Here is a 25,456-nt window from a genome sequence, read left to right as displayed (position 1 = left end):
TTCGCAGGGGGTTGCGGATCGGAGCGGTCGCACCACGCTGTGCATCCGCGCATCACCCCGGGAAGGCTAGCGCCGCGCCCGTCCGCCCCGCCACGGCTCCTCGGGGCGTCAGCTCTTCTCCAGGTTCACCTTCGGCAGGATCCGGGCCAGCGGGGCCGGCATCCACCAGGTCCGGCGGCCCATCAGCTGCATGGCCGCCGGCACGATCAGCAGACGGATGACGACCGCGTCCACGAAGATGGCCACCGCCATGCCGAAGCCGGTCTGCTGGAGCAGCCGCTCGGAGCTGAGCATGAAGGCGCCGAACACCGCGACCATGATCGCTCCGGCGGCGCTGATCACCGAGCCGGTGTGGCCGAGGCCCTCACGGACCGACAGGGCGTGGTCCTTGGTCTTCGTCCACTCCTCGTGGATGCGGGAGACCAGGAAGATCTCGTAGTCCATGGAGAGCCCGAAGACGACCGCGAAGATCATCACGGGCAGGTACGCCTCGATCGGCCCGGGCTCCACCCCGAACCAGCCCTCCTGGAAGACCAGGGTGATCGCACCGAGGGCGGCGCCGATGCTCAGCAGGTTGAGGACCGCGGCCTTGAGCGGGATCAGGACCGACCGGAACACCATCATGAGCAGGACGAGGGAGGGCCCGACGACGATCGCCATGAAGAGCGGCATCCGCTCGGCGACCTTCCCGGAGTAGTCCTCGGCCGCGGCGGTGCCGCCGCCGACCAGGTAGCGCGCACCGCTGCGCTCCGACACCTGCGGCAGGACGTCGTCGCGCAGGTCGGTCACCAGCCGGGAGGTCCCCTCGTCCTGCGGCGAGGTGGCGGGGAAGGCGATCACCGTGGCCACGCCGGAGTGCTTCGTCGGGATCGGCGGGGACACGGCCCGGACGCCGGGCGTCTCGCGCAGGACCACGGCGGCGGACTCCGCCGCCTGCTGGGCGTTGCCGCCGTCGAGGTCGTCGACCACCACGATCAGCGGTCCGTTGAAGCCCGGGCCGAAACCGTCGGAGAGCAGGTCGTAGGCCTTGCGACTGGTGGTCTTCGGCGCGTCGCTGCCCGCGTCGGCGAAGCCGAGGCGCATGTCGAAGGCCGGCAGGCACAGGGCCCCCAGGGCGACCCCGGCGACCAGCATCGCGGCGAGGGGGCGGCGCTGCACCCTGGCGGCGAGGTTGCGCCAGACCGTGCCCTCGGGCGCCTTGCCCTTCGCCCGCCGCTTGGCGTCGCGGGCGGTGAACTGCCGGGCGAAGCGCTCGCCGAAGATGCCGAGCAGGGCCGGCAGCAGGGTGAGGGAGGCGGCCATCGTCACGAGGACGGTGAGGGCCACCGACAGGGCCATGCCCTGGAGCGAGCCGAGGCCGAGGGCGACGAGTCCGAGGAGGGCGAGGATGATGGCGCCCAGCGTCGACCCCACCGCGAAGACGGCCGTGATGATCGGCAGGCCCGCCGCGATGACGGTGCCGAACATGAGGACCAGGATGACCAGGGCCGCGAGGATGCCGGCGCCCTCGGCGGCGCCGCCGGCGCCCTTGCCGAGCAACCGGGCCGCCTCTCCGCCCAGTTCGACCTGGAGTCCGTCCCCGGCGGCCTTGCGCGCGGTGTCGAGGATCTTCTGGCTGTCCTCCTTCGGCATCTCCTTTGAGGGCACGTCGAGGGTGACCGTGGCATAGCCGACGGTGCCGTCGGGGGCGATGGCGGCGGCGTCCTCGTAGAGGCTGCGCACCGACTCGACGTGCGGCTGCCCGGCGACCTCGGCGAGCATCCGCCCGACCCGGTCCTGCACCGCGGGGTCCTTCAGACCGCCCTGGTCCTGGAGGACGATCTGCACGGTGTCGCCCGCCCGGGCCGCTCCGTGTTCGGCCAGGAGGTCGGCCGCGGCCTGCGACTGGGTGCCGGGGAGGGAGAAGTCCTCCCGGTAGTCGTCGCCGGCCGTCGTGGCGGCGGCCCAGACCCCGGCCATGACCACCAGCCACAGGACGAGGGCGAGCCGGCGGCGGCGGTGGGAGAAGGCGGCGATGCGGGCGAAGCCGCCCACCGGGCCGGGCTGCCGCCCGGAACCGGGTCCGGGCGAACCGGAACCGGGTCCGGGTGAACCCGACGACCGGGCCGGAGACTTGTCGGTGAGGCTCATCGTCTCGTTTCCTCGCATGGGTCATCGACCGACCGGCGCGCGCAGCGGGGCGCCGGACGGGACGGTGGTGTGCACGGGTGGAGGGACCGGGCCGGCGGGGCCGCCGGCCCGGTCCGGGGAGCGGTGTTCGACCGCGTCCCCACTCTCGCCGCGCGGCCTTCCCCGCGCGTCGGCCACCGGAGGACACCCCTCGTACCCCACGGGTTACGGCCCATGGCACGCCCGTACCCCCGTGGTTGCGGGTCAGGGGTTGCGGACCGTCAGCCGAGCCAGCCCGGAGTGACCATGCCGGTCTGGGCGTCGCGCTCCCGTTCCGCGGCCAGGGCCCGCTGTTCCGCCTCGGCCTGGTAGGCGGCGCGTGCGCGCATGGCGTGCCCGAATGCGATCACGCTGAGGAACCAGCCGCTGAGGAGTGCGATCGCCATGTTGTCGATCTTGCGCTGGTCGCCGACGGCGATGAACTCGCCGTACCCGACGAACACCATGACCGCTGAGGTGAGGGCGACCACGGCGACCGGCCGTCCGGCACGCGCGACGGTGTAGAGGGCCACCATGAAGACGATCATCGGTGCGGGGCCGTCGGCCGTGGTGATCTGGTAGTACCCGACGGCGGCGACGAGGGAGACCGCGGCGACGGCGACCGGGTACGAGGAGCGCAGTCCGAGGGCGAGCCAGCCGACGAGGGCGAGTCCCCAGCCGAGGACCGTGGTCCACGGCGCGGCCGGCTCGGGCCCCAGGCTGCGCAGCGCGCAGTCGGCGACGAGGACGATCCCGCTCGCCAGGACCGCCCGGTCCAGCCGGTAGGCCCCCAACCATTCGGAAGGCATGCCCTTCAGCGTACGGCCCGCCCCCGGCCCGGCCCGGGTGCGATCGTCCGAATCGTTTCGTCCGCCGGGCCGCCGGGCGGTGCGGCCGCGACGGCGGAGGGCGCCGGCGGGGTCCTCGTGGCCCCTCCCGGAACACCGGTCACTCCCGCCTCCCGGGGCCGGGCGCCCTGGCCGCCCTCCCCCGCACGGGTGGTTCCCGAGGGGCTCACGTGACGGGTGCGACGGGCGGTCCGAGCCCGTGCGGGAGCCGGTCCCGGCCGACTTGACGGAGCCCCGGCGGATGTCGGCACGGGGGTTGGTATCGCCGGTTCCACTACGTACGAGTAGTTAACAGAGCGCGCGGATTGGGCCGGGCAGGATGGGGAAGGGCTCCCCGGGTACACGTTCGTACACGCACGGCGCACCCGCCCACAAACCCTCTCCCCGCCACCCGAGTGAACGCGGACAGGAGCGGCCATGCCCGCAGCCCAGCCGTCCACTGAGCGGCTAGAAACAGAGCGAACAGAGCGTGCACTACCAGCCGTGATCCCGGCTGGCCTGTTTCCACCGAGCCCTGCGAACTGCCCCCAGGTGATCCCATCATGATCGGTCGCATTCCCGTGCTGGACGTCCGCCCCGCCGTCGACTGCGGCGCCAGACCCGCCAAGGCGGTGGTCGGCGAGGTCTTCGAGATCTCGGCCACCGTGTTCCGCGAAGGGCACGACGCCGTCGCCGCCCACGTCGTCCTGCGTGATCCGAGCGGGCGGCTGCGGCCCCCCGTACCCCTGCGCGAACTCGCCCCCGGCACCGACCGGTGGGGCGCCCGGGTCTCCGCCGAGACCGAGGGGAGGTGGACCTACACCGTCGAGGCGTGGAGCGACCCGGTCGCCACCTGGCGGGCCCACGCCGCCGTCAAGATCCCCGCCGGCATCGACACCGGACTCGTCCTGCTGGAGGGCGCGGAGCTCTACGAGCGCGCCGGATCCAGGATCCCCAAGCGCGACGGCCGCAAGGCCGTCATGGGCGCCGCCGCGGTCATGCGGGACGAGGACCGGCCCGCCGCGGAGCGGTACACGGCCGCCCTCGACCCCGCCGTGGACGCCGCGTTCGCCCGGCGCCCGTACCGGGAGCTGGTCAGCGCCGCCAAGCCGCTGCCCGTCCTGGTCGAGCGCAAGCGGGCCCTGTTCGGCTCCTGGTACGAGATGTTCCCGCGTTCCGAGGGAGCGGTGCTGGAGCCCGGCGAGGCACCCGTGAGCGGGACCTTCCGCACCGCGGCGGAGCGGCTCCCCGCGATCGCGGGTATGGGCTTCGACGTGGTCTACCTGCCGCCGATCCACCCGATCGGCAGCACCTACCGCAAGGGCCCCAACAACACGTTGTCGGCCGGGAGTTGGGACCCGGGTGTGCCGTGGGCCATCGGGTCCACGGAGGGCGGGCACGACGCCGTCCACCCCGAGCTGGGCACGCTGGAGGACTTCGACGCGTTCGTCGCCCGCGCCCGCGAGCTGGACCTGGAGATCGCGCTCGACTTCGCCCTCCAGTGCTCCCCCGACCACCCCTGGGTGGAGAAGCACCCGGAGTGGTTCCGCCACCGCGCCGACGGCACGATCGCCTACGCGGAGAACCCGCCGAAGAAGTACCAGGACATCTACCCGGTCCACTTCGACACCGACATGGCCGGCATCGTCGAGGAGACCTGCCGGATCCTGCGGCACTGGATGGACCACGGGGTCCGCATCTTCCGGGTCGACAACCCGCACACCAAGCCGGTCGTCTTCTGGCAGAAGGTGATCGCCGACATCAACAAGTCCGACCCGGACGTGATCTTCCTGGCGGAGGCCTTCACCCGGCCCGCGATGATGCGCGCGCTGGCCGCGGTCGGCTTCCAGCAGTCGTACACGTACTTCACCTGGCGCAACACCAAGGCCGAGCTGACCGAGTACGTGACCGAGCTGGCGGGCACCGCGTCGGCGTCCGTGATGCGGCCGAACTTCTTCGTCAACACCCCCGACATCCTGCACGAGTACCTCCAGCGGGGCGGTCGTCCCGCCTTCGAGGTCCGGGCCGTGCTCGCCGCCACCCTGTCCCCGACCTGGGGCGTCTACGCCGGCTACGAGCTCTGCGAGAACACGCCGGTGCGCGAGGGCAGCGAGGAGTACCTGGACTCCGAGAAGTACGAGCTGCGCCCGCGGGACTGGGCCGCCGCCGACCGCGAGGGCCGCACCATCGCCCCGCTGATCACCACGCTGAACCTGCTGCGCCGGCGCAACCCGGCGCTCCAGCAGCTGCGCGACGTCCACTTCCACTCGACCGACAACGAACAGGTGATCGCCTATTCGAAGCACGCGGGCGCCAATTCCGTACTGGTGGTCGTCAACCTCGATCCGCACCACACCCAGGAGGCGACGGTCTCGTTGGACATGCCGGTACTCGGCCTCGACTGGCACGGGTCCCTCGCGGTGCGCGACGAGCTCACCGGCGAGACCTATCACTGGGGCAGAGCGAACTACGTGCGCCTAGAGCCGGGCCGCACGCCCGCGCACGTTCTGGCCGCTCTGCGACCGTCCCCGCCCACCGGAGGGTCACCCACCACATGATGATCAACGATCCCGTCCACGACACCTTCGAGGACACCCCCGCCAAGGACCGCGACCCCGACTGGTTCAAGCGGGCGGTCTTCTACGAGGTCCTCGTCCGCTCCTTCCACGACAGCAACGGCGACGGCGTGGGTGACCTCAAGGGCCTCACCGCCAAGCTGGACTACCTCCAGTGGCTCGGCGTCGACTGCCTCTGGCTCCCGCCCTTCTTCGCCTCACCCCTGCGCGACGGGGGCTACGACGTCTCCGACTACACCTCCGTGCTTCCCGAGTTCGGCGACCTCGCCGACTTCGTGGAGTTCGTGGACGCCGCGCACACCCGGGGCATGCGGGTGATCATCGACTTCGTGATGAACCACACGAGCGACCAGCACGAGTGGTTCCAGCAGTCCCGCAAGGACCCCGACGGCCCCTACGGCGACTACTACATGTGGGCCGACAACGACAAGCAGTACCAGGACGCCCGCATCATCTTCGTCGACACCGAGACCTCCAACTGGACGTACGACCCGCTGCGCAAGCAGTACTACTGGCACCGCTTCTTCTCCCACCAGCCGGACCTCAACTTCGAGAACCCGGCGGTCCAGGAGGAGATCATCTCCGCCCTGCGCTTCTGGCTCGACCTCGGTATCGACGGCTTCCGCCTCGACGCGGTGCCCTACCTGTACGCCGAGGAGGGCACCAACTGCGAGAACCTCCCGCGCACCCACGAGCTCCTCAAGAGGGTGCGGGCGGAGATCGACGCCCACTACCCGGACACGGTGCTCCTCGCGGAGGCCAACCAGTGGCCCGAGGACGTGGTCGACTACTTCGGGGACTTCGCCAAGGGCGGGGACGAGTGCCACATGGCCTTCCACTTCCCCGTCATGCCGCGCATCTTCATGGCCGTGCGAAGAGAGTCCCGCTACCCGGTCTCCGAGATCCTGGCCAAGACCCCGGCCATCCCGAAGAACTGCCAGTGGGGCATCTTCCTGCGCAACCACGACGAGCTCACGCTCGAAATGGTCACCGACGAAGAGCGCGACTACATGTACGCCGAGTACGCCAAGGACCCGCGGATGCGGGCCAACATCGGCATCCGGCGCCGGCTCGCCCCGCTCCTGGACAACGACCGCAACCAGATGGAGCTGTTCACGGCCCTGCTGCTGTCGCTGCCCGGCTCGCCCGTCCTCTACTACGGCGACGAGATCGGCATGGGCGACAACATCTGGCTGGGCGACCGCGACGGCGTCCGCACCCCGATGCAGTGGACCCCGGACCGCAACGCCGGTTTCTCCTCGTGCGATCCGGGCAGGCTGAACCTGCCGGTCATCATGGACCCGGTCCACGGATACCAGGTCACCAACGTCGAGGCGGCCATGGCGTCGCCCTCGTCGCTGCTGCACTGGACCCGCAGGCTGATCGAGATCCGCAAGGCGAACCCGGCCTTCGGCCTCGGCTCGTACACCGAACTGCAGTCGTCGAACCCGGCGGTCCTCGCGTTCCTCCGCGAGTACGGGGACGACCTGGTGCTGTGCGTGCACAACTTCTCGCGCTTCGCGCAGCCCACCGAGCTGGACCTGCAGTCGTTCAACGGGCGGGTCCCGGTGGAGCTCACGGGTGACGTGCGCTTCCCGCCGATCGGCGAGTGGCCGTACCTGCTGACCCTGGCGGGCCACGGCTTCTACTGGTTCCGGCTGCGCGCGGAACAGCGCGGCGGCCGGCGCCGCACCGGCTAGCCGGCCGGCAGCGGGGGCGAACGAGCCGAAGGGGCGCGCCTGGGGAAGCGCCCCTGAGGTGGAACGAACCCTCGAACAAAGAGGGGCGGGCGCCTCGAATGGGTCAATCGCCCGCCCCTGTACGGATCATCCTGACCCGACACTCGCACATGCCGGAGAAGCAACTGCCGCGCATCCGGGACACTCTGCGCATTCTGTGACGGCCCGGGGAAAGGACGCGACGCCATGTCGGAGGCTGCATCCGCCCGGAGCCGGCTCACGGCCGACCGGGCCGCCGGGATCGCCCCACTCGAACCGATGCTGCGGGCCTGGCTGCCCGCGCAGCGCTGGTTCGCGGGCAAGGGGCGCACCATCAGCGGGCTCAGGATCGTGTCGGCGGCCGATCTGCTGCCCCCGGGCTCCACCCCCGGGCTGCTGCACCTGCTCCTCGACGTCGACGGGGACTGCTACCAGCTGCTGCTGGGGGTGCGCCCGTCCCTGCCGCCCGCGCTCGCGCCCACGCTGATCGGGCACCCCGAGGACGGCCCGTACGCCGGGCGCGCGGTCTACGAGGCGCTGGGGGACCCGCGGCTAGCGGCCATGCTGCTGGAGCGGCTGCGCTCCCCCGGGACGCTGGGACCGCTGCGTTTCGACCGGGACCCGCTCACGCCGATCCCGGCGGGGCTCGCTCCGCGCCCGCTGTCCGGGGAGCAGACGAACTCCTCGCTCATCTACGGAGATTCGTTCATCCTCAAGGTGTTCCGGCGGGTCGGTCCGGGCGTCAACCCGGACCTGGAGCTGCCGCGGGCCCTCGCCGCCGCGGGCTGCACCCGGGTCCCGGCGCCCGTCGCCTGGTACGAGGCCGAGCATGCCGGCGGCGAGCCGCTGACCCTGGGCGTGCTCCAGCCGTACCTGCGCGGCTCGGACGACGGCTGGCAGCTGGCGCTGCGCCGGCTGGCCGCCGGGGCGGACTTCACCACCGAGGCGCACGCGCTGGGCCGGGCCACCGCCGAGGTGCACAGCGCGCTCGCCGGTGCGCTGCCCACCGTGGCCCTCGATCCCGACCAGACGGCCCGGCTCGCCGCGGGGATGACGGCGCGGCTGGCCGCCACCGCCCGCGAGGTGCCGGCGCTGCGCCCGTACGAGTCGGGCCTGCGGGGCGCCTTCGACGCCCTGGCCGCCTCCCGCGGGACCGGGGTCTCGGCCCAGCGCATCCACGGGGACCTCCATCTGGGTCAGACCCTGCGCACCCTCGACGGCACCTGGTCGTTGATCGACTTCGAGGGCGAGCCGGCCCGGCCGCTGGCCGACCGGCGCCGTCCCGAACCGGCAGTGCGCGACATCGCCGGGATACTGCGTTCCTTCGACTACGCCGCCCGCTCGCACCGGCCGTTCGCCCCCGCCTGGGCGGACGACTGCCGATCGGCCTTCTGCGAGGGCTACGCCCGCACCACGGGCCGGGACCCGCGCGAGGATCCCGTCCTGCTGCGGGCGTACGAGACCGACAAGGCGGTGTACGAGGCCCGGTACGAGTTCCGGCACCGGCCCGACTGGCTGCACGTGCCGATGGCCGCGGTCCGGCGGCTCTCGGAGCCGGTGCGGCCCGCGCACCGGATGCCGCCGGCCCCGCCCGTCCCCGGTACCGCCCCCCATCCGCACCCCCACCCGAAGCCCCCGAGGAGGCCGCTCGCGTGAGCGCCGCACGACAGCCGTCACCGACCGTCCGCGACGAGTCCGTACCCGCCCCCGCGGCGCCGAAGAAGCCCCGTACCCCACGGGCCCGGCGGGCCGCCCCGCCACACGGGGTCCGGCCGGCGCCGGCGCTCGGGAGCGAGGAACGCGCGCGGCTGCTGGAGGGCCGCCACCACGATCCGCACGCGGTACTGGGGGCCCGGACGCAGCGGGGCGGGGTGTCCTTCCGGGTGCTGCGCCCGTACGCCAAGTCCGTCACGATCGTGGCGAAGGGGCTGCGGGCCGAGCTGTTCGACGAGGGCGACGGGCTGTTCTCGGGGCTGCTGCCGCTGACCGGGGTGCCGGAGTACCGGCTGCTGGTGGCGTACGACAGCGACGAGATCGAGGTGCACGACCCGTACCGCTTCCTGCCCGCCCTCGGCGAGCTGGACCTGCACCTGATCGGCGAGGGCCGGCACGAGCAGCTGTGGACGGCTCTGGGCGCGCGGACGATGGAGCACCAGGGGGTCATGGGGACCCGGTTCACGGTGTGGGCCCCGAACGCCCAGGGCGTCCGGGTCGCGGGCGACTTCTCCTACTGGGACTCCGTCGCCCACCCGATGCGGTCGCTGGGGTCGAGCGGGGTGTGGGAGCTGTTCCTGCCGGGGGTGGGCGCGGGCACCCTGTACAAGTACGACATCACCCGCCCGGACGGCAGCCACACGCTGCGCGCCGACCCGATGGCGCGGGCCGCCGAGGTGCCGCCGGCGAACGCGTCGGTGGTCACGGAGTCCGCCTACACGTGGCAGGACGCCGACTGGATGGCCGCGCGCGGCAGCAGGCCCCCGCACCAGGCTCCCCTCTCGGTGTACGAGCTGCACCTGGCCTCCTGGCGGCCGGGGCTCAGCTACCGGCAGCTGGCGGAGCAGCTGCCCGCGTACGTCAAGGACCTGGGCTTCACGCACGTGGAGTTCATGCCGGTGGCCGAGCACCCCTTCGGCGGTTCCTGGGGCTACCAGGTGACCGGCTTCTACGCGCCGACCTCGCGGATGGGCGGTCCGGACGACTTCCGCTTCCTCGTGGACTCCCTGCACCGGGCCGGGATCGGGGTGATCGTCGACTGGGTGCCGGCACACTTCCCGCGGGACGAGTGGGCGCTGGCGGAGTTCGACGGCCGGCCGCTGTACGAGCACCACGACCCGCGGCGGGCCGCGCACCCGGACTGGGGGACCCTGGAGTTCGACTACGGCCGCAAGGAGGTGCGCAACTTCCTCGTCGCCAATGCGGTGTACTGGTGCGAGGAGTTCCACGTGGACGGGCTGCGCGTGGACGCGGTGGCCTCGATGCTCTACCTCGACTACTCCCGCAACGAGGGCGAGTGGTCGCCGAACGAGCACGGCGGGCGGGAGAACCTGGACGCGGTGGCCCTGCTCCAGGAGATGAACGCGACGGTGTACCGGCGCTGCCCGGGCGTGGTGACGATCGCGGAGGAGTCCACCGCCTGGAACGGGGTGACCCGGCCGACGGACTCGGGCGGGCTGGGCTTCGGCCTGAAGTGGAACATGGGCTGGATGCACGACACGCTGCGCTACATGTCGAAGGACTCGGTGCACCGCAAGTACCACCACCACGACATGACCTTCGGGATGGTGTACGCGTTCAGCGAGAACTACGTGCTGCCGATCTCGCACGACGAGGTGGTGCACGGCAAGCGCTCGCTGGTGTCGAAGATGCCGAGCGGGGACTGGTGGCAGCAGCGGGCCGCGCACCGGGCGTACCTGGGCTTCATGTGGGCCCACCCGGGCAAGCAACTGCTCTTCATGGGGCAGGAGTTCGCGCAGGGTTCGGAGTGGTCGGAGATGTACGGGCCGGACTGGTGGGTGCTGGACGAGTCCTATGCGGCGGCCGGTGACCACCGGGGGGTGCGCGCCCTCGTGCGGGACCTGAACCGGACGTACACGGCGGCGCCCGCCCTGTGGGAGCGCGACAGCGTGCCCGAGGGGTTCGCCTGGGTGGAGGCGGACGCGGCGGAGGACAACGTCTTCGCGTTCCTCCGCTACGCGCAGGACGGCTCCCAGCTGCTGGCGGTCTCGAACTTCTCGCCCGTGGTCCGGCACGGCTACCGGATCGGGGTGCCGGAGGAGGTGCCGCTGTGGCGCGAGGTGCTCAACACCGACCTGGAGGCGTACGGCGGCAGCGGAGTGCACCACGCAAAGCCGCTGCGGCCCGAGCCGGTGCCGGCCCAGGGCCGTCCGGCCAGCCTGCGGATGACCCTGCCGCCGCTGGCGACGATCTGGCTCAGGCCGTAACGGGGAGGTCCGGAGTCCCCGGGGACCGGCGCGCCCCCGGGGACATTTCGTGTGGAGCCTGTGAGGAGTGTTGCGCCGGAGCGGAATGGCTGGAACCGTATACATGAAAGGATCTTCGAGTTCACCGATTACCGGACAGTCGCTGGGAAAACCGGTAATTGCCCGTACTTTTCTCGGATGTTCCTCCGAGGTATGGGCTTGTTTGTTTGGTCTGTAGGCGCCGTGGGCCGGCGACTTCTACGGTGTGCGGTGTGCACTCCAGCCCACCTTTCAATGCCCCCGCCGCGCGCCGTCTGCGCGCGGCCCTGGGCATGGCTCCCGGTCATGTCGCCTACGGCCTGCGTGCCCAGTACGGACTCGTCGTCGCACCCGAGACCGTAATGGCCTGGGAGCGTGGCGAGATATCGCCCTCGTCAGCCGAGCTGACCGCGCTGGCCGGCGTCCTGTGGTGCTCGCCCGGCGAACTCCTCGCCGAACCGGTGACCCTGCGGGAGCACCGGATCGCCCGGGGCCTGGCCGCGGACGAACTGGCCCGGCGCATCGGCCTCGAGACGAACGCCTACCAGAAGATGGAGGACACCGGGCGCTGGAAGGGCAACGAGCGGCAGTCCGCGGCCCTGGCGACGGTGCTCGGCCTGACCCTGGCCCAGTTCGTGACGGCGACCGGCAAGCACGAGGAGCTCGCCGAACTGCTGCGCAGCGCGGTCACCACGCGCTGGCAGGCCTACGTGAAGCCGCTGGGCAAGCTGCTGCCGATCCCCAAGCACCACCTGGAGCAGGTGCTGGAGCGGCTGCACGGGGACTACCAGTCGCGGATGGTGGCGACCCTCAGCTGGGGCGGCGCCGAGGGCGGGGCCGGGAGCGGCGACGCGGGCCGGGAGTTCCTCGCGGGGATCGTCGAGCGTTTCTGGCAGCTCGCGGGCGGGTCGTCGTAGCGCGTGCCCGGCGGACCGGGACCCGGGTCCCGGCCGGCAGGGCCTGCGGGCGCCGGGTCAGAAGACGGACTCGGCCTCGTACATCCGGTCCCCGGGAACGGTCTTCAGCTCGGTGACCGCGTGGGCCAGCGGCGCCATCACGATGTCGGTGCCGCGCAGGGCGGTCATGTTGCCGTAGTCGCCGCGGTGCACGGCCTCGACGGCGTGCCAGCCGAAACGGGTCGCGAGGACCCGGTCGTACGCGGTAGGGGTGCCCCCTCGCTGGACGTGGCCCAGGATGACCGGGCGGGCCTCCTTGCCCAGGCGGTGCTCCAGCTCGATGGCGAGGCGGTTGCCGATGCCGGCGAAGCGCTCGTGGCCGTAGGCGTCGATCGCGCCCTTCTCGTAGGGCATGGAACCGGCGGCCGGGTGGGCGCCCTCCGCCACGCAGACGACGGCGAACTTCTTGCCGCGGGCGAACCGCTCCTCGACCATCTTCACCAGCGCGTCCACCTCGAAGGGGCGTTCCGGCAGGCAGATGCCGTGGGCGCCGCCGGCCATGCCCGACTCCAGGGCGATCCAGCCCGCGTGGCGGCCCATGACCTCGACGACCATCACCCGCTGGTGCGATTCGGCGGTGGTCTTGAGGCGGTCGATGGCCTCGGTGGCGACCGTGACCGCGGTGTCGAAGCCGAAGGTGCGGTCGGTGGAGGAGATGTCGTTGTCGATGGTCTTCGGGACGCCGACGACCGGCATGCCCGCGTCCGAGAGCATCCGGGCGGCGGTGAGGGTGCCCTCGCCGCCGATCGGGATGAGCGCGTCGATGCCGTAGCGCGTCGCCAGCTCGTGCGCGTGCGCGGCGGCCTCGTGCAGCCGGGCCCGCTCCATGCGCGCCGACCCGAGGATGGTGCCGCCGCGGGCGAGGATGCCGCTGACGGCGTTGATGTCGAGGGGGCGGTAGTGGCCGTCGAGGAGGCCCTTGAACCCGTCCTCGAAGCCGATGACCTCGTCCCCGTGTCCGACGACGGCGCGGTGTACGACCGACCGGATGACAGCGTTGAGCCCCGGACAGTCGCCGCCTGCGGTGAGAACTCCGATACGCATCGTGCTGTGTCTCCTGCTCCTGGACGTACCTGGCCGTCCGGGTGCGGGCGGGCGGCCGTACATATGAAGGGGGTATGTGATGAAGCGTGTCCGATTGTTCCACGGGCCGGGGGTGCGGCGCGCCCGGTGCCGGTCGGCCGGGAAGGCCTTCGGCCCCCTCCTCCGGGGCCCTTCGCCCCAGGGGCGCCTTAGCCATCCGTAGAGGTATTGTCAAGAGGGCAAGCCCATCCCAACCGGGTCAATCGATCAGACCAGAGACGGAGAGCACGCGTGACGCGCAGCGTGTACGTGACCGGTATCGAGCGGGGGGACGGCCGCCAGGTCGTCGAATTGGGAATCATGGAACTCCTGACCCGGCAGACCGCCCGGGTCGGCGTCTACCGCCCGCTGCTCCACGACGCACCCGACCACCTCTTCGAGCTGCTCAAGGCCCGCTACCGGATCGACCAGGACGCGTCGACGGCCTACGGGATGGAATACGAGGAGGCCTCGGCGATCCTGGCCGAGAAGGGCACCGACGAGCTGGTGTCGCAGCTGGTCGACCGCTACCACCGGCTGGCCCGCGACTACGAGGTCGTCCTCGTCCTCGGCACCGACTACGCGGACACCAACCTCCCCGACGAGCTGGCGCTCAACGCCCGCCTCGCCAACGAACTGGGCGCGGTCGTCGTCCCCGTCGTGGGCGGTACCAAGCACCCCGCGGAGGCCGTGCGCGCCGAGGCGCGCAACGCCTATCGCGCCTACGAGAGCCTGGGCTGCCACGTCGTCGCGATGGTCGTCAACCGCGTGGCCGCGGAGGACCGCGACTCCATAGCCGAGCGGCTCGCCGCCCGCCTCCCCGTGCCCTGCTACGTCCTGCCGGACGACAAGTCGCTGTCCGCCCCGACCGTCGCCCAGATCACCCGGGCGCTCGACGGCGAGGTGCTCCTCGGCGACGACGCGGGCCTGGCCCGCGACGCCCTGGACTTCGTCTTCGGCGGCGCCATGCTGCCGAACTTCCTGAACGCCCTGACCCCGGGCTGCCTGGTGGTCACCCCCGGCGACCGCTCCGACCTGGTCGTCGGCGCGCTGGCCGCCCACACCTCCGGCACCCCGCCGATCGCCGGCGTGCTGCTCACCCTGAACGAGCGCCCCAGCCCGGAGGTCCTGACGCTGGCCTCCAAGCTGGCGCCGGGCACGCCCGTGGTGTCGGTGGCCGGCAACAGCTTCCCCACCGCCGCCGAACTCTTCTCCCTGCAGAGCCGGTTGAACTCCGCCACCCCGCGCAAGCTGGAGACCGCGCTCGGCCTGTTCGAACGCCACGTGGACACGGTCCGGCTGCGCGACCTGCTCTCGGTGGCCCGGTCCGAGCGCGTCACCCCGATGATGTTCGAGCACGAGCTGCTGGAGCGCGCCCGGTCGGAGCGCCGCCGCGTCGTCCTGCCGGAGGGCGCCGAGGAGCGGGTGCTGCGCGCCGCGGACGTGGTGCTGCGCCGGGGGGTCTGCGACCTGACCCTGCTGGGCGAGGAGCAGGCGATCCTGAAGAAGGCGGCCGACCTCGGCGTCGACATCTCGGGCGCGCAGCTCATCGACCCGGCGACCTCCCCGCTGCGGGAGGGCTTCGCCGAGTACTACGCCGAGGTCCGCGCGCACAAGGGCATGACCGTGGAGCTGGCCCACGACGTGGTCACCGACGTCAACTACTTCGGCACGCTGATGGTCCAGCGGGGCCTGGCCGACGGCATGGTCTCCGGCTCGGTGCACTCCACCGCCGCGACCATCCGTCCGGCCTTCGAGATCATCAAGACCAGGCCCGAGGCGTCGATCGTCTCGTCGGTCTTCTTCATGTGCCTGGCCGACCGGGTCCTCGTGTACGGCGACTGCGCGGTCAACCCGGACCCGAACGCCGAGCAACTCGCCGACATCGCGGTCCAGTCGGCCACCACCGCGGCCTCCTTCGGGGTCGAGCCGCGGATCGCGATGCTCTCGTACTCGACGGGCACCTCCGGCTCGGGCGCGGACGTGGACAAGGTCCGCAAGGCCACCGAGATCGTCCGCGCGCAGCGCCCCGACCTGCAGATCGAGGGCCCGATCCAGTACGACGCGGCCGTGGAGCCCTCGGTGGCGGCGACCAAGCTGCCCGGGTCCGCGGTGGCCGGGCGCGCCACCGTGCTGATCTTCCCGGACCTCAACACCGGCAACAACACGTACAAGGCCGTGCAGCGTTCCGCCGGCGCGGTCGCGGTCGGCCCGGTGCTCCAGGGCCTGCGCAAGCCGGTCAACGACCTCTCGCGCGGCGCCCTGGTTCAGGACATCGTGACCACGGTCGCCATCACCGCGATCCAGTCGCAGGGCGCGCCGGGTCCGGCCGGCCCGGCCTGAGCCCCGAACCTCCCCTCCCCCTCCTTCGCCCCACCGCCCGCGACAAAGGAAAGACCCCACCGTGACCGCATCGCGCGTACTCGTCCTCAACTCCGGTTCCTCGTCCGTCAAGTACCAGCTGCTCGACATGGCGGACGGGTCCCGGCTGGCCTCCGGCCTGGTGGAGCGCATCGGCGAGGAGACCTCCCGGCTGGTGCACGAACCGCTCGCCGGTGCCGCCGCGGCCGGCGGCAGGCGGGAGCGGACGGGCCCGATCGCGGACCACGAGGCGGCGCTGAAGGCGGTGGCGGCCGAACTCGCCGCCGACGGTACGGGGCTGGACTCCCCCGAGCTCGCGGCGGTGGGGCACCGGGTGGTGCACGGCGGGACGCGGTTCACCCGGCCCACGGTGATCGACGAGGAGGTGCTGGCGGAGATCCGGAGCCTGATCCCCCTGGCCCCGCTGCACAACCCGGCGAACATCACCGGCATCGAGGTCGCCCGCTCGCTGCGCGCGGACGTCCCCCAGGTCGCCGTCTTCGACACCGCCTTCCACGCGACCATGCCGGAGCACGTGGCCCGGTACGCGATCGACGCGGCGACGGCCGAGCGGTACTCCGTGCGGCGGTACGGCTTCCACGGCACCTCCCACGCCTACGTGTCGCGGGCGACGGCCGCCCTGCTGGGCCGGCCGGTGGCGGACGTGAACGTGATCGTGCTGCACCTGGGCAACGGCGCCTCCGCCTCGGCCGTGCGGGGCGGGGTCTGCGTGGAGACGTCCATGGGGATGACCCCGCTGGAGGGGCTGGTCATGGGGACCCGTTCGGGCGACCTCGATCCGGCGGTCGTCTTCCACCTGGCGCGGGTGGGCGGCTTCTCGGTGGATGAGATCGATTCGCTCCTGAACAAGAAGAGCGGTCTGCTGGGCATGTGCGGGGACAACGACATGCGAGAGGTGCTGAGGCGGGCGGGCGAGGGCGACGAGACGGCGCGCCTCGCCTTCGACGCGTACGTGCACCGGCTGAAGAAGTACATCGGCGCGTACTCCGCGGTGCTCGGCCGGGTGGACGCGGTGGCCTTCACGGCAGGTGTGGGCGAGAACGCCCACCAGGTCCGGGAGGCCGCGGTGGAGGGCCTGGACGGGCTCGGTCTGGTGCTGGACCCCGAGGCCAATGCGGCGCGCTCCGCGCGTCCGCGGCTGATTTCGGCGGATCATGCCCGGGTGGCCGTGGCGGTGGTTCCGACGGATGAGGAACTGGAGATCGCCACCCAGGCGTACGCGTTGGTTACCCGCTAGTCACTTGGACTTTCCACCAGACGGAATATTCCGCTACGAAACAAACCGGATAGGATCCGCTTCATGCGCCGTTCCAAAATCGTCTGCACGCTGGGCCCCGCCGTCGACTCGTATGAGCAGCTGAAAGCACTCATCGAGGCAGGCATGAACGTGGCCCGATTCAACTTCAGCCACGGATCCCAGGCAGAACACCAGGAGCGGTACGACCGCGTCCGGCAGGTCTCCGAGGACACCGGGCGCGCCGTCGGCGTCCTCGCCGACCTCCAGGGCCCGAAGATCCGCCTGGAGACCTTCGCCGAGGGTCCCGTCGAGCTGGTGCGCGGTGACGAGTTCACCATCACCACCGAGGACGTCCCGGGCGACAAGTCCATCTGCGGCACCACCTACAAGGGCCTGCCGGGCGACGTCGCCAAGGGCGACCAGGTGCTGATCAACGACGGCAACGTCGAGCTCCGGGTGACCGAGGTCGAGGGCCCGCGGGTCCGGACCATCGTCATCGAGGGCGGTGTCATCTCGGACCACAAGGGCATCAACCTGCCGGGTGCCGCCGTGAACGTCCCCGCGCTGTCGGAGAAGGACGTCGACGACCTCCGCTTCGCCCTGCGGATGGGCTGCGACATGGTCGCCCTGTCCTTCGTCCGCGACGCCAACGACGTCAAGGACGTCCACCGGGTCATGGACGAGGAGGGCCGCCGGGTCCCGGTCATCGCCAAGGTGGAGAAGCCCCAGGCCGTCGAGAACATGGAGGCCGTCGTCGCGGCCTTCGACGCGGTGATGGTGGCCCGCGGCGACCTGGCCGTGGAGTACCCGCTCGAGAAGGTCCCGATGGTCCAGAAGCGGCTCATCGAGATGTGCCGCCGCAACGCCAAGCCGGTGATCGTCGCGACCCAGATGATGGAGTCGATGATCACCAACTCCCGCCCGACCCGCGCGGAGGCCTCGGACGTCGCCAACGCGATCCTCGACGGCGCGGACGCGGTCATGCTGTCCGCCGAGTCCTCGGTGGGCCAGTACCCGATCGAGACCGTCAAGACCATGTCGAAGATCGTCACGGCCGCCGAGGAGGAGCTCCTCTCCAAGGGCCTCCAGCCGCTGGTCCAGGGCAAGAAGCCGCGCACCCAGGGCGGCTCCGTGGCCCGTGCGGCCTGCGAGATCGCCGACTTCCTCGACGGGCAGGCGCTCATCGCCTTCACCCAGTCCGGCGACACCGCCCGCCGCCTGTCGCGCTACCGCGCCACCCAGCAGATCCTGGCCTTCACCACGGACGTCAACACCCGCAACCAGCTCACGCTGAGCTGGGGTGTGGAGTCGTACATCGTGCCGCACGTGGACACCACCGACGCGATGGTCGACCTGGTGGACGGCGAGCTGCTCAAGCTGGGCCGCTACAACGAGGGCGACACCATGGTGATCACCGCCGGCTCGCCCCCCGGCGTCCCGGGCACGACCAACATGGTCCGGGTCCACCACCTGGGCGGCGTCGACCGCGCCTGACGCCTCCGCACCGCCGGAGCACTCTGCCGCACAGAGACCGAGGGCGGCACCCCGCATGCGCTGCGGGGTGCCGCCCTCGGTGCGTACGACGCCTCGGGACTACTCCGGCGGGCCGATGTAGTTCTTCAGGCCCGGGACGGTGAGGGTCCCGCCGAACTGCGCCGCCTGGACGACCTTGACGTTCGTGAAGAACGCGAACGGGACGTTCAGGGGCGGCGGGCTGTTCGGGGTGAACTCGATCGGGATCAGTCCGAAGAGGTTCCCCTTGAGGCTCTCGGTGTACATCGTCACCGTGCCGCCGCGGATCTTGGACGTGGAGCCCGGACGGGACTTCAGGTGGGCGACGTTCCCGCCCTTCCCGACCGTCTGGTACAGGTCCTTGATGTCCAGGGAGTCGGCCGTGAACTTCAGTACCTTCTTGGTCTTCCCGCCGGCCGTCTTCACCTCGACGATGCCGTGGTAGTTCAGGCCGTAGAGGGTCAGCAGCGAGCTGTCGAGGTACCAGGGCTCGTCCGGAACGAGGGGGATGCCCTGTTCCAGCTCGGCGTTGGCGAGGGCCTCGGCGTCGTAGGTCGGACAGGGGAAGGGTTCCTTCCCGTCCGGGCCCTTCTCCGGCCCGTCCTCGTCGGCGTCGTCCTCGGCCTTGTCGGCCTTGTCGGCCTTGTCCGCCGTGTCGTCGGCCTCGTCCTCGCCCTTGGGCGTCTCGTCCTTCGGCTTCTTGACGGTGTCCTTGACCTCGTCTGACAGCTCCTCGACCTCGGCGCCGGCCTTCTTCGCCGCGTCGCGGATCGCGTCCGCGACCGGGTCCGGCGCCGGGGTGGCCGTGCCGGTCGGCGTGGGGGTCGGGGTCGCCTTCGGGTCCGCGGCGGGCTTGCCGAGTCCGTCGAAGAAGTCCTTGATCTTGTCACCGACACCCAGCGGGTCCAGCGGGTTCGTGGTCGCGGACGGGGTCGCGGTGGCGGCCGGGGAGGGTGTCGTCCCCTTCTCGGCCGGGGGCTCGGGGGCCTTCGGGGAGGCACCTGGCTTGGCCTTCGCCGCCCCGGACGCCGACGGCGAGGCGGACGGCTTGGGCGTCACCCCGGCCGACGCGCTCGGCGAAGGGGTGGCCGAGGGCTTGGGCGACGGGGACTTCGACTCGTTCTCCGCGGGCTCGTCCGAGCGGGTCACGCACGGACCGGGCGCGAAGGGGATCTCCTTGTCGTCGGCCACGGCGAGCTTGGGCGCCATGCCCATCCCGACGAACACGGCCGTCGGCATCGCCGCGAGCGCCATCGTCTTGCCGACGGGTATCTGGATCTTGTTCAGCAGCGACTTCCTGGGCGCCGCGTGGCGCGGGCCCTTCCTCTCACGGGACTCTGCGCCCGGGGCCACGGCCCGCTGCGTCTCGTCACCCCGCACTGTTCCTCCCGCCATCGGCGTGGGCAGTCGTCTCGGTCGCGTGTGCCGTTTCCGTCTCGCGGGGTCCCGGGATGCCCTGGGTGCCCGCCATCGCCTCCGGCTTGGTCAGGGCGACGGCGGCCGGCGGCTGGTCCGCCGGCTCCTCGTCCACCGGCTGTCCGGGGGCCCACGACAGCGCGAGCGCGCCGCCGATGAGGGAGCAGATGAAGCCCATCCCGAAGCCGCCGAGGTTGGAGACCGGCAGGGACACCAGGGCCAGCAGGATCGAGGCCACGCCGGCGAAGACGCGGATGGTCTGCTGGAACCACAGGGCCAGGCCGAGCGTGATGAGCAGTACACCGATGATCAGTGCGCCGGCGCCGCCGGTGGTGGCCATGGCGAGACTGACGTTGCCCAACCGGAGGTCCGCATACGGGAAGTACGCGATCGGGAAGCCACCGAGGAGCGTGAACAGCCCGGCCCAGAAGGGGCGGCGACCGCGCCAGGCGTGGAAGTGGTAGTACACCACGGTGAGCCAGGCGTCGTCTTCTGCGCGAACGTAAACCGGGGCCTGGGGGTTCATGGACAACAGCTCCCTGGAAACGGTGGTACGGAGAACTCTGTGGAGCCCGGAGGGACGGGCGGCGACGGCCGCCGCCGCCCGTCCGTCCGGTCAGTCACCAGGACCTGTTCAGTCCTTGATGTCCTGGTAGCACGGCTGGTCGCCACCGAGCAGACGCAGCTTCAGGTCGGGCAGCTTGAACGTACCGGCGGTGGTCGCCCACGCCTTCTGGCGCACGTTCGTCAGGATCGCCTTGTCCGCGCGCTGCGAGAACGCGTAGGGGCTGGCGACGGTGCCGGCCTGCGGCTTCGTCTTGTGGCTCGGGTCGCCGACCGCGACACCGATGTCCAGGTTCTTGAACTCGGCGTCCGTGTCGAGCTCCGCAACATCCAGGTAGATGTTGTCGGCGACGGCCGGCTTGCCCTTGTGGCCGGTGCGCAGCTGCAGCGTGATGTTGCCCAGCGGCGTCGGGGTCACCAGCGACTGGCACATGTTGGTGATCTCGGCGTGGCTGAACCCGGAGATGGTCACCGGGTGGTGCTTCGCATTGCCCTTGAGGTCGTGCCCCTCGGCGATGCCGCCGTACTGGATGAGGTTGTCACCGTCGAGCTTGTCGGCCGTGACCTTGAAGTCCTGACCGGAGACGCTGAAGGACGCCGCGAGGGCACCCTGCGCCAGACCCACACCGACCGCGGCGGTGGCCGCGATGCTCGGCACCATGACGAGCGCGAAGCGCTTCCATCTGGTCCCGCCACGAACCTGAGAACTCATTTCGTTCCTCCTTCTCGGACGTACATCTCCGGTCCGGGCAGAGCCCGTCCTGGGATGGGAGAAGTGCTACGTCCTCGGGAAGGAGCGCAGGCGGCCGGGCCGCGGCCGTGCCACGTCCGATACACCGGCGTTCACCCCCGAGCGACAACCACTGGGCCACGCGTTCGCGCAACCTGGAGGACAGGCCCCGCCGGTGCGGCGGAGACCCCCCTGTCCCACGGCCGGTGCCACTGCCACCGGCCGGCCCGGTGGGGACCCTCCACCGCGGCTCCGAGTGAGCGGCTCTGCGGGAAGGACCGAGCGTCGCCGATCGTGGTCCATTCCCGGCCGGGGCACAAGGGGGTTCGTTACTGGCGGGTAACGGCCAGATAACCTGAATGCTGCCTGTAACCGTCCGTCGGCCACACAGGGTGCCGCCCTGGGCCATGACAAAACGGCGGACCGGAGAACACACCGGACACTTCGAAGGATTCGATTTACTGCGAGTAACAGCGGCCGCAATTCCCAAGTTTTGGTAAAGTGCGGCCGCTGTTTATCTACGTGTCAACAAATCGGCGGCGGCCCGCCCGCCTCCGGAGGCCTGCGGGGAGCGGGCTCCGAGCGGTCCCTGGGCGGGGGCGCGCGGTCCGGCTAGAAGAGCACCCGCGCGAGCGCCGTGCGCGCCGCGGTCACCCGCGGGTCGTCCGCGCCGATCACTTCGAAGAGCTCCAGCAGCCGGACCCGTACGGCGTCCCTGTCGTCACCGAACGTGACCTTCACGGTGTCCACGAGGCGTCCGAAGGCGTCCTCGACGTGCCCGCCCACCAGATCCAGGTCGGCCGCGGCGATCTGCGCCGCCGGGTCGCGGGGGTTCTCGGCGGCCGCGGCGCGCACCGCCTGCGGGTTCATGTGCTGGACGCGGGCCAGGAGCTCCGCCTGGGCCAGGCCCAGCTTCGCCTCGGTGTTGCCCGGGTCGTCCGCGAGGACGTTCTTGTACGCCTGGACCGCACCGCCCAGGTCGCCGGCGTCCAGGGCGACGACCGCCGCCTCCAGCAGCGCGTCGTACGGGCCGGCGGGGACCTCGGCGGGGCCGGCCTGAACGGCACCCTCGGCGTTCGGGTCGACCTCGATGCCGATGATCCCGAAGCGCTCCTCGGCGACCTGCACCAGCTGGGCGAAGGTCTCGCGGATCTGCTGCTCGGGGACCGCCCCCTGGAAGAGCGGCAGCACCTGACCCGCGACCACGGCGAAGACGGCCGGGATCCCCTGGATCTGGAACTGCTGCATCAGCATCTGGTTGGCGTCGACGTCCACCTTCGCCAGGACGAGGCGTCCGTTCGCCTCGGTGACCAGGCGCTCCAGGAGCGGGCTGAGCTGCTTGCACGGCTGGCACCACTCGGCCCAGAAGTCCAGGACGACCGGGACCTCGGCGGAGAGCTGGAGCACGTCGCGTTCGAAGCCGGCCTCGTCGACGTCGACGACGAGGGCCGAGGGCGGGACGGCGCCGGCGGCCGGGCCGGCCCCGCCACCCTGAGCGGCCTGCCGCGCCGCATCGGCACGGGCCTGTTCTGCCTTGGCCTTGGCCTCGCCGGCCGCCTTCACCGCGGCGAGGTCTACGACGCCGCTCATGGACATGTTTCTGGGCTGCATGCGTACATCCTCCCCCGTGTGCCCGCGCCGACGAAAAAGATCGCGCGAATTGGCCGTACCACCGTGCCGGCGCGATCGTGTTGCTGTGGGCGGCGCCGGGTCCCCACCTGGCGCCTGTAGCTCATTCGCGTGGTTGTCGCTCTTACGCTACGAGCCGTAGCGTAACTCGCCCGGCGCTCCCCCGGGGCCCCACCCGGACCGTGATCTGAACCACAGCCGCCCGTTCGGCTACCGACGGGTATGGTCTCGGCCATGCGCAACCCCAGCCCCGGCCGGACCGGTCGTCCACGCAGCGCGGCAGCGGACGCCGCCATCCTCGCCGCGACCCGGGACGCACTGGTCGAGCTGGGCTGGTCGAAGCTGACGATGGGCGACGTGTCGGCCCGCGCGGGGGTCGCCAAGACCACCCTGTACCGGCGCTGGGCGAACAAGAACGAGCTGGTGGTGGACGCGGTCGCCGAGCTCTTCGACGCGCTCGAACTCCCGGACCGGGGCTCCCTCGAGGCCGACATCGAGAACGTCGTCCTGCAGTTCGCCCAGCTGCTGCGGCGCCCGGAGGCGCGTACCGCGCTGATGGCGGTGGTCGCCGAGTCGACCCGCGACGAGGCCCTGCGCGACCGGATCCGGTCGGCCATCGTCGACCGGCAGAAACGTCTTGTCGTACTGGGCCGCGAGCGGGCCCAGGCCCGCGGCGAACTCCCCTACGAGGAGGACGCCTTCCTGGCCGGCCGCACCACGGACCTGATCTTCGACGTGATCGCGGGCACGGTCGTGCACCGCGCGCTGGTCAGCTCCGAGCCGGTGGACGAGCTCTGGGTGGCCACCTTCACGGCCCTGCTGATGCACGGCCTGCGGGGCGCGGCCCCGGCCTGAACCCGGCGGCCGCCCGCCTCGCCACGCGGAGCCGGGTACGACAAGGCCGGCCGCACCCCCACGAAGGGAGTGCGACCGGCCTGGAGGACCCGCGGGCCGACGGCCGGCTAGAAGCCGGGCGGCTCGGTGTAGGTGCCCCACTCGTCGCGCAGCGCGTTGCAGATCTCGCCCAGGGTGGCTTCGGCGCGCACCGCGTCCAGCATGGACGGAATCATGTTCGACCCGTCGCGGGCCGCGTCCAGCATGGCCTTCAGGGACGCGGCGACCTTGGCGTCGTCGCGGCGGCCCTTGCGGTCGGCGAGCATGCGGACCTGCTCGCGCTCCACCTCGTGGCTGACCCGCAGGATCTCCAGGTCGCCGGTGACCGAACCGTGGTGGACGTTGACGCCGACGACCCGCTTGTCCCCCTTCTCCAGGGAACGCTGGTACTGGAAGGCCGACTCGGCGATCTCGCCGGTGAACCAGCCGTCCTCGATGCCGCGCAGGATGCCGGAGGTGATCGGCCCGATGGGGTGGCGGCCGTCGGGGTGGGCGCGCAGGCCGCGCTCCTTGATCTGCTCGAAGATCTTCTCGGCGTCGGCCTCGATGCGGTCGGTGAGCTGCTCGACGAACCAGGAGCCGCCGAGGGGGTCCGCCACGTTGGCGACGCCGGTCTCCTCCATCAGCACCTGCTGGGTGCGCAGGGCGATCTCGGCCGCCTGCTCGCTCGGCAGCGCGAGGGTCTCGTCGAGGGCGTTGGTGTGCAGCGAGTTGGTGCCGCCGAGAACGGCCGCGAGGGCCTCCACCGCGGTGCGCACGACGTTGTTGTACGGCTGCTGCGCGGTGAGGGAGACGCCTGCGGTCTGCGTGTGGAAGCGCAGCCACATCGACTTCTCGTTCTTCGCCCCGTAGACCTCCTTCATCCAGCGCGCCCAGATCCGGCGGGCCGCGCGGAACTTGGCGATCTCCTCGAAGAAGTCGAGGTGCGCGTCGAAGAAGAAGGAGAGGCCGGAGGCGAAGTGGTCCACGTCCAGGCCGCGGGAGAGGCCCAGCTCCACGTAGCCGAAGCCGTCGGCGAGGGTGTACGCGAGCTCCTGCGCGGCCGTGGCCCCGGCCTCGCGGATGTGGTAGCCGGAGACGGACAGCGGCTTGTAGGCCGGGATGCCCTTCGCGCAGTACTCCATGAGGTCGCCGATGAGGCGCAGGTGCGGCTCCGGTTCGAAGAGCCACTCCTTCTGGGCGATGTACTCCTTGAAGATGTCCGTCTGGAGCGTGCCGTTGAGGACGGCGGGGTCCACGCCCTGGCGCTCGGCGGCGACGAGGTACATGCAGAAGGCGGGCACGGCCGGGCCCGAGATGGTCATGGAGGTCGTGACGTCGCCGAGCGGGATGTCCTTGAAGAGGACCTCCATGTCGGCGGCGGAGTCGATGGCGACGCCGCAGTGGCCGACCTCGCCGAGGGAGCGGGGGTCGTCGGAGTCACGGCCCATGAGGGTCGGCATGTCGAAGGCGACGGAGAGCCCGCCGCCGCCGGCGGCCAGGATCATCTTGTAGCGCTCGTTCGTCTGCTCGGCGTTGCCGAAGCCGGCGAACTGGCGGATGGTCCAGGTCCGGCCGCGGTAGCCGGTGGCGTGCAGGCCGCGGGTGTACGGGTACTCCCCGGGCCAGCCGATCCGCTCGAAGCCCTCGTAGGCATCGCCGGGGCGGGGCCCGTAGACCGGTTCGACCTCGTCGCCGGAGAGCGTGGTGAAGTCTGCCTCGCGCTTGCGGGCCTTGTCATAACGGGCCTGCCAGCGGCGGCGGCCCTCCTCGATGGCGTCAGCGTCCATACCCACGAATTTACTAGGACGTCCTAGTAAATGTCGATGGCAAACCCCCGGGGACTCGCCCCGGGGGTGGGTGACGC

General features: G+C 71.3%; 17 protein-coding genes. 9 read left to right on the top strand and 8 right to left on the bottom strand.

Annotated elements, in window-relative coordinates; translation table 11 throughout:
- Positions 1-108: 108 nt before the first annotated feature.
- Together ACPU2J_RS23590 and ACPU2J_RS23585 are read right to left on the bottom strand one after the other, a co-directional pair.
- The gene (locus ACPU2J_RS23590; protein WP_423833942.1) at positions 109-2,130 is read right to left on the bottom strand and encodes an MMPL family transporter; all 2,022 of its coding nucleotides are present in this window, start codon (positions 2,128-2,130) and stop codon (positions 109-111) included.
- A gap of 260 nt (positions 2,131-2,390) precedes the next feature.
- Positions 2,391-2,957 (bottom strand): hypothetical protein, encoded by a 567-nt coding sequence (locus ACPU2J_RS23585; RefSeq protein WP_420079553.1) that lies wholly within the window; start codon positions 2,955-2,957, stop codon positions 2,391-2,393.
- A gap of 581 nt (positions 2,958-3,538) precedes the next feature.
- Between ACPU2J_RS23585 and ACPU2J_RS23580 the strand changes: the two genes are divergently transcribed.
- From ACPU2J_RS23580 to ACPU2J_RS23560, 5 genes are all read left to right on the top strand, one after another.
- On the top strand, positions 3,539-5,533 hold the full coding sequence (locus ACPU2J_RS23580; protein ID WP_423833941.1) for a maltotransferase domain-containing protein: 1,995 nt from the start codon (positions 3,539-3,541) through the stop codon (positions 5,531-5,533).
- A complete protein-coding gene (treS, locus tag ACPU2J_RS23575) occupies positions 5,530-7,251 on the top strand; it encodes a maltose alpha-D-glucosyltransferase (RefSeq protein ID WP_365497123.1) in 1,722 nt (573 codons plus the stop codon). The genes ACPU2J_RS23580 and treS overlap by 4 nt, the downstream gene beginning before the upstream one ends.
- A gap of 225 nt (positions 7,252-7,476) precedes the next feature.
- Positions 7,477-8,925, top strand: coding sequence for a maltokinase N-terminal cap-like domain-containing protein (locus tag ACPU2J_RS23570; protein ID WP_420079556.1), 1,449 nt, complete (start codon positions 7,477-7,479; stop codon positions 8,923-8,925).
- The gene (gene glgB / locus ACPU2J_RS23565; RefSeq protein WP_423833940.1) at positions 8,922-11,210 is read left to right on the top strand and encodes a 1,4-alpha-glucan branching enzyme; all 2,289 of its coding nucleotides are present in this window, start codon (positions 8,922-8,924) and stop codon (positions 11,208-11,210) included. The genes ACPU2J_RS23570 and glgB overlap by 4 nt, the downstream gene beginning before the upstream one ends.
- Before the next feature lie 311 nt (positions 11,211-11,521).
- Positions 11,522-12,145 (top strand): XRE family transcriptional regulator, encoded by a 624-nt coding sequence (locus ACPU2J_RS23560; RefSeq protein WP_420082349.1) that lies wholly within the window; start codon positions 11,522-11,524, stop codon positions 12,143-12,145.
- Between the two features lie 57 nt (positions 12,146-12,202).
- On the opposite strand, the gene ACPU2J_RS23555 is transcribed toward ACPU2J_RS23560, so the two are convergent.
- Positions 12,203-13,228, bottom strand: coding sequence for a 6-phosphofructokinase (locus ACPU2J_RS23555; protein ID WP_420079558.1), 1,026 nt, complete (start codon positions 13,226-13,228; stop codon positions 12,203-12,205).
- A gap of 270 nt (positions 13,229-13,498) precedes the next feature.
- Between ACPU2J_RS23555 and pta the strand changes: the two genes are divergently transcribed.
- The 3 genes from pta to pyk all read left to right on the top strand — a co-directional run bounded on the left by pta (position 13,499) and on the right by pyk (position 18,359).
- The gene (gene pta, locus ACPU2J_RS23550; protein WP_420079559.1) at positions 13,499-15,589 is read left to right on the top strand and encodes a phosphate acetyltransferase; all 2,091 of its coding nucleotides are present in this window, start codon (positions 13,499-13,501) and stop codon (positions 15,587-15,589) included.
- Between the two features lie 61 nt (positions 15,590-15,650).
- Positions 15,651-16,865, top strand: coding sequence for an acetate kinase (locus ACPU2J_RS23545; protein WP_423833939.1), 1,215 nt, complete (start codon positions 15,651-15,653; stop codon positions 16,863-16,865).
- A gap of 63 nt (positions 16,866-16,928) precedes the next feature.
- Entirely contained in the window at positions 16,929-18,359 is a 1,431-nt protein-coding gene (gene pyk, locus ACPU2J_RS23540) for a pyruvate kinase (RefSeq protein ID WP_361591592.1), read from the top strand.
- Positions 18,360-18,458: 99 nt separating this feature from the next.
- Here the strand turns inward: pyk and ACPU2J_RS23535 are convergent, their stop codons facing one another.
- The 4 genes from ACPU2J_RS23535 to ACPU2J_RS23520 form a co-directional block, all read right to left on the bottom strand.
- Positions 18,459-19,757 (bottom strand): hypothetical protein, encoded by a 1,299-nt coding sequence (locus tag ACPU2J_RS23535; RefSeq protein WP_423833938.1) that lies wholly within the window; start codon positions 19,755-19,757, stop codon positions 18,459-18,461.
- Positions 19,747-20,319, bottom strand: coding sequence for a DUF6114 domain-containing protein (locus tag ACPU2J_RS23530; protein ID WP_420079561.1), 573 nt, complete (start codon positions 20,317-20,319; stop codon positions 19,747-19,749). The genes ACPU2J_RS23535 and ACPU2J_RS23530 overlap by 11 nt, the downstream gene beginning before the upstream one ends.
- Positions 20,320-20,427: 108 nt before the next feature.
- A complete protein-coding gene (locus ACPU2J_RS23525) occupies positions 20,428-21,069 on the bottom strand; it encodes a DUF6230 family protein (protein WP_399815639.1) in 642 nt (213 codons plus the stop codon).
- A gap of 630 nt (positions 21,070-21,699) precedes the next feature.
- The gene (locus ACPU2J_RS23520) at positions 21,700-22,698 is read right to left on the bottom strand and encodes a tetratricopeptide repeat protein (protein WP_365069527.1); all 999 of its coding nucleotides are present in this window, start codon (positions 22,696-22,698) and stop codon (positions 21,700-21,702) included.
- Between the two features lie 252 nt (positions 22,699-22,950).
- Between ACPU2J_RS23520 and ACPU2J_RS23515 the strand changes: the two genes are divergently transcribed.
- Positions 22,951-23,571 (top strand): TetR/AcrR family transcriptional regulator, encoded by a 621-nt coding sequence (locus tag ACPU2J_RS23515; RefSeq protein ID WP_361591582.1) that lies wholly within the window; start codon positions 22,951-22,953, stop codon positions 23,569-23,571.
- 107 nt (positions 23,572-23,678) lie between these two features.
- Here the strand turns inward: ACPU2J_RS23515 and ACPU2J_RS23510 are convergent, their stop codons facing one another.
- The gene (locus ACPU2J_RS23510; protein WP_365069529.1) at positions 23,679-25,379 is read right to left on the bottom strand and encodes an acyl-CoA mutase large subunit family protein; all 1,701 of its coding nucleotides are present in this window, start codon (positions 25,377-25,379) and stop codon (positions 23,679-23,681) included.
- Positions 25,380-25,456 lie beyond the last annotated feature (77 nt).

The sequence above is a fragment of the Streptomyces manipurensis genome, from assembly GCF_049570255.1.
In the GTDB taxonomy this organism is placed as follows: domain Bacteria; phylum Actinomycetota; class Actinomycetes; order Streptomycetales; family Streptomycetaceae; genus Streptomyces; species Streptomyces manipurensis.
Note: the sequence above shows the minus strand (reverse complement) of the source record. Positions and strands in the feature narration are given on the sequence as shown.